This is a genomic window from Escherichia sp. MOD1-EC5990, from assembly GCF_002965285.1.
GTDB lineage: Bacteria > Pseudomonadota > Gammaproteobacteria > Enterobacterales > Enterobacteriaceae > Escherichia > Escherichia coli_F.
This window is the reverse complement of sequence record NZ_PTRV01000046.1, coordinates 1-5,667: the sequence shown is the minus strand read 5'-3', so window position 1 is coordinate 5,667 and position 5,667 is coordinate 1. Positions and strand designations below refer to the sequence as shown.

Genomic DNA, 5,667 nt, shown 5'->3' with positions numbered 1-5,667 from the left:
CCACCATCTCTTCACAAGCTTATGCTTATTACATGCAAAACGTCCCGTTTTGCATCTTTGTGCCTACGGCACACCGTGATCTTTCCCTGGTCCCTGTCCCGGATTGTAGTACCGGTGCCAGTTGTAGTGCAGTTCGGATTCGTCGTCATACTGCTAGCCCGGATGGCGGAGCAGTTGCTCTAGTCACTCAGAATATTGTAATAGTGATAGAGTGCAGTGCCGGTTTCAATATCCTAACGCTGGTCTTTTGCCTGTATTAACTGATTTAGCTGGTTTGCTACATATTAATGCCTTCAGATTTTCCCTTTCCTTGTCTGTGATACTGTCGCAAACCCTACTAGCCCATTCTACTTCACTCTTCTCCAGGCATTCTATTTTCTTATTGCTCATTGTTCTAATGTTTGGTGTTGCATCTCCATTTAATAACATCCATGTTTCATTTTTCTTCATAAAACATCTTCCATTATGTTCAAAGATATTAGGTGTGAATATATTATCAGAATCCCATGTTACGACTTGCTCGAGGGCTATATTATCTTGATAGTCCATGCCAGCATTATAATAATCACAAGATATAATTATCATGGAAATAATTATCACTAATATCTTCCCAAGCATTTCCATTTACTTTACCTCTTGAAATTCAAATGGGAATCCAGTGAAAGGACCTTTAGGCATAATATATCTTTGATATCCATAAAGCTCACCGAGCACTTGTAGGCTTATAGGCGCATTTGTATTCATAGAGGGGTTGTTAAACCCGCACGCCTCAAAAATCATGTTCGTTCGGCTAAAACAATTATTTAAAACAGGAAGAGGCCCGAGGTTAATAGTTTTTAGTTTTTTATTAAGGTCTATTGCCTTATTCATCATACATTGTTCTTCTTCATCTGTTGTATCTATTATCCAAATCCAGGTATCTCTGCGGGGTTGCATCTTTTTAAAATAATCAGAGACAGAGGCTCCCATCTCATCCCCAGTTCCCGAACTCATTAATCCATATCGATTTGCCGCCGCAGCATGCCCAAAAGGATTATCAGGAACGGGGCCGTTACCTATTATCATAGTACTAAGCCCTAATGGATCAACGTGTTGCACTGGATTCAGCGGATATTGGTACAGATTCCATCCCCCCTTCAGCCCAATCGGGTCCTGGATGATATACCTCCCCTGCAACGGATCGTAGTACCGGTTCCGGTTATAGTACAGCCCTGATTCCTCATCATGCTGCTGCCCCGGCAGACGGTATGGCTGGTGCAGGTGATGCGGATTCTCCTCATTCAGCAGGTTGCCCCATTCATCATATTCCGCGCTCCACACCGTTTTGCCGTCTTCGCTGATGAGCGCCAGCGGCAGGCCCCGGTGGTCGCAGTGGTAAAGATGAACTTTTCGCGCCGGTGTGTATTCCGGCTCCACCTGTCTGGCCAGTTGCTCCACCGTCAGCCCGCACTGCGCAAGCCACGCCCGGCTTTCACTGCTCACGCGGTCTGCCCGGATTTCTTCCTCCAGTCTGTCCAGCAGCCGCACCAGTTCAGCCGGAAATACCACACCATGACCGTCCTCGCTCCCTTCCTGCTGTAACTTCTCCGCCAGGCTCCGGCGCTGCGCTTTCTCCAGTTCGGTCACGTCTGTTTCGATGCGGATGAGCGGTGTGAAGCTTCCCGGCTCGTATACCGTCTGGATACGCGTGGTGTCGGTCTGTACCGTCGCCAGCCTGTCGCCGTCCCACCCGTACCACGTTACCTCCGGTTTACGCGACAGCGACATCCACCCCGTCAGGTCACGTACCCGCCGCCACACCCGTTTCCCCGTCCGGCGGCCCAGCGGGTCGTAGAGGTAGCGGCTCTCGACCAGTGGCTCGCCATGCTGTATCCGCGTGTAGAACACCAGGCGGTGCTGGCTGTCGTAGTGGTAGTGGTGGGTCCGCTCGTCGTCCGTCCGTATCACACCCGCCGGGATGCGGTCCGTCTTCTCCGTCAGCCTGCCGTATTCATCGTGGCGGTAGACATAGTGCGCATCCTCCGCGATGCGGTTATCCGGCCACACTGTGAGTGTACTGTCCGGGTGCAGCTCCGGGTCCGGCAGCCGGTTTCCCGCCGGGTCGGTGGCATACGGGATACGGATATCCAGGTTCGCCGCAGTGGTGTGCACGCTCTCCAGCCTGCCCGTGGCGCTGTAGCCGTATTCCCGCGTATGTCGCGGGCCGCTGATGCGCACCAGGTCGCCGTTGTCATTCCACCCGTAGTCACGGTCATACACCAGACTATTCAGGCGCTGGCTCTGTAACTGGCCTGCGGGGGTGTATGTGCTGGTCAGTTCGTATGCGGCTGTACTGCCCGTTCCGTTACCAAAGCTGCGCGCTGTTTCCCGGTGCAGGCGGTCGCGGGTGTACTCCACCAGGGGCGTGTCGCCCAGCTTCATCCCCGCCAGGTAACCGCTGCCATACGTCAGCCACTCCACCGGTGGCAGACCGTCCGGCGTGACGCGGTTTGCCAGTCCCTGTTCGTTGTAGGCGTGTTTCGTCTCATGCTGCCAGAGCAGTTCCCCCGTCTCCGGGTTATGCACCGTCTGGCGTTCACCGGTCAGGCGACCCTTATCGTCATAGCCGTAATGCACCGCCACCCGGTGGCCTTCGCTGAGATGGCTGATGTCTGTCAGCCAGCCGTGCCCGTCATACCGCCACTGCTCTGCCGGTTCGCCGTTCACCGTGCGGTGAGTGATACGGTCCGATTCGTCGTAGTGCCAGAGCGTGATAAGTCCCTCGTCTTCACTGCGGATAAGCTGGCCTGCGGCGTTGTACTGATAGCGCTGTGTCCTGCCGTCAAAGCCGCTTTGCTGTATCAGGCGGTCCAGCGCATCGTAACTGAAGTCGCTGTGGCTGCCGTTCTCGTTGGTCAGCGTGGTGATGCGTCCGGCAAGGTCATATTCCATGCTGCGCGTCAGCCCGCCCTGCGTGGTGCTGATGGCCTTTCCCCACGCATCATACTGTGTCTCACTCCGGCTGCCGTCCGGCGTGATGACGGCGGTCAGGTCGCCTGCGGCGTTGTACTCATACCGCGTTTCATGGCCCTGCGTATCTTTTGTCGATATTAACCGGCCACGGTTGTCATAGCTGCGGTAAAGGCTGATGTCTTCCTCACGGTGGACCGCCGTCATCTGACCAAAGCGGTCGTATTCATAGCGGGTCTGGTAGCCCGAGCAGTCGGTGAACGCCAGCAACTGACCGTAGCGGCTCCACGTCATCTGCCGGGTGCTGCCCGTCGCATCTGTTGTCGTGGCCGGTAATTCACTGTGCGGATTATCATAAGCATACCGGATGACGTCCCCGCTGCGCGATGTCTCCGTTACCAGCCTGTCCCGCTCATCATACGCCCGGCGGCTCTCCAGCCCGTCCGGGGACACCACTGCCGTCACCTGGTTCCCGTCGTTATAGTAAAATTTCGTCTCCCGCCCGTCCGGCGTGGTGATATCCGTGATATCGCCGGACACCACATTCAGGCCGTACTCTGTCCGCCGTCCCGCCGCGTCCGTCTGTGCCGTGAGCCTTCCTGCCGCGTCATACCCGCTGTGCGTGACGCTGCCGTCCGCCAGTTCTTTTTTCACCACCCGCTTCAGCCCGGCCCCGCCTTCTGTATGCAGCACCTCTCGCCGGTTCAGGCTGTCCGTGATGGTGATGCGGTGCTGCTCATAAAGATAGCGATAGCTTAACCCTGCTGGGTTCAGCTGCTCCACCACCCGCCCGGTATCGTCGTAGCGGTAGCGCATCTCCGGCCTTCCCGCATAACGGTGCCCCACCATCCGGCCCGGGTGCTGCGCGTCATACGTGAAAGCGCGCACCTGCGTATTGCTGCGGTCATATACCGCCAGCAGTTCACCGGCTTCCGTATACGTGTACCGCGCCAGTGGCGCACCGGGCAGATTCTCCGGGTATGCCGGGTCGTGCATCAGCCACACCGCCGAAAGACGGATGCCCCTGTCGGGGCCGTATTCCGTACCGGGCAGAGTGTCGGGGAACGCTGAGGCTGAGAGAGGGCGGGAACGGTCAGAAGAAGATAGCGAAGAGGTGCGGGCCTCTTCCGCACGCAGCGCCTGCGTGGTCAGCACCAGACGGAACTTCCGCCCGGCACCGTCCGTCACGCCGGTGATTTCCCCGGCCAGGTCACCGGCGGCCTCACGCCGGTACGTCAGCGTCTGCCCGAAGCGGTCCGCCAGCCCGGTAAGCACCCGGTACGGCGGCAGCGGCGCTGGCAGTACGTCCTCAGTACCCGGCACCCGCTCACTCCACCCCAGTATCCACCACGGCCCCTGTGCACTGTTAGTCGCCAGGTAAAGATGCGGGCTTAACCGGATATCCGGCGGCAGCGCCCCCCACAGCCGCGCCAGCGTGTGGCCGTCCGGCTGCGCTGCCTTACCACCGCGCACCAGCCACATTGACTCACTGCGGCTGTACACCGCCTCCCCCGGCAGCAGCGGCTCAAAATGAATGCTCCGTCCGCCGTTGTCGTTGAGTACCAGTGCATCATCGCGTATCTGTAAGCGGATATCAGAAGGCGCTTTCCAGCCGGGGCCAAAAATCCCCACAGGCGCAGGCGTCTTCGTCCGGTAGCTGCTGTAGGTGCGGGAGAGAATGAACGGCAGCGGGCCGGGCAGCGCAAGGTCCGTCTCGCCGGGCAGCACCTTCGCCCCCAGCAGCGGATTTACCGGGTTGCCCGAAGTCATCCCGCCCGGACACACCGAGCACGCCACGCCGGTGGGCGCGCCAATTCTTACACCTGCCGAACCCTGGACAATGGGACCGCCATACTGAGTCATATCTCCCTGACGCGCCGCTGGTTTTCCGCTCATGATTCAATTCCTTCTTCTGTTTATTTTTAATGCTTGTTTGTTACTGAATACCGAACAGGTACGGGATCAGTACTCTCTCATATCCGGCGTATCCTGCTTTTCATCAGGGGTCTTCGGTGGGGATTTCGAGGCTGCACAGTTCCAGTTAATCAACAGTGAGTCACCATTAACCTGCTCCTTACCCTGCAAATGAATTTTTGTGCCGTTGAGAAAAATTTGTCCGTCCTTAGTCAGCACCAGCCTTGCCTTACCACAGCAGAGTTCCAGATGCTCACCGGCGGAGTAAATCGCGGTCTGCCCGGTATCATCCTTTTTCGTTTTACCAACGGTGAAGGTAACGTTATTTCCGACTTTGACGTCATAACCCAGCCCGACCATCAACGACTTATGCAAACCGATCTGCGAGGACTGCATCAGGGCCACCGAGGTGTTCATAATGCCACCTACCGTCGTCTGATACGCCACGCCCACGGTCAGCGCACGAACAAGTCCAATCGTTTCCACCTGAACAGAGCCCACTTTAATGATCTGGTTACTGCCCACCGTCTCTATCTGGTTAACACCCACCGTCTGTATCTGATTGTTGGTAACCGCAATCATCTGATTGTTGCCGATGGTCTCAGCATGGTTGTTTATCACATCCGTGGTGCGGTTATTCAGCACCTCGGTATCCATGTTCTTCTGCGCGTGAATGTAGACCTGTTCTTTCCCTGTCGCATCGTCAAACTTCAGTTCATTAAACCCACTGCCCTTATAGGTTTTCGAACGAATGGTCATCTGCGTCTTTGTTCCCGGCAGGCTGCCGGGGGTGCGGTTTTCCTG

The 5,667-nt window shown here is 56.6% G+C and carries 3 protein-coding genes; all 3 read right to left on the bottom strand.

The window, feature by feature from the left end; translation table 11 throughout:
* Positions 1-225: 225 nt before the first annotated feature.
* Positions 226-624, bottom strand: a complete 399-nt coding sequence (locus tag BEB42_RS25495) for a hypothetical protein (protein WP_000425544.1) — start codon at positions 622-624, stop codon at positions 226-228.
* Complete coding sequence (locus BEB42_RS25490; protein WP_105267598.1) at positions 625-4,845, bottom strand: RHS element core protein; 4,221 nt, start codon at positions 4,843-4,845, stop codon at positions 625-627.
* 66 nt (positions 4,846-4,911) lie between these two features.
* Positions 4,912-5,667, bottom strand: a 756-nt coding sequence (locus BEB42_RS25485) for a bacteriophage T4 gp5 trimerisation domain-containing protein (RefSeq protein WP_442899364.1), incomplete at its 5' end; no start/stop codon positions are given.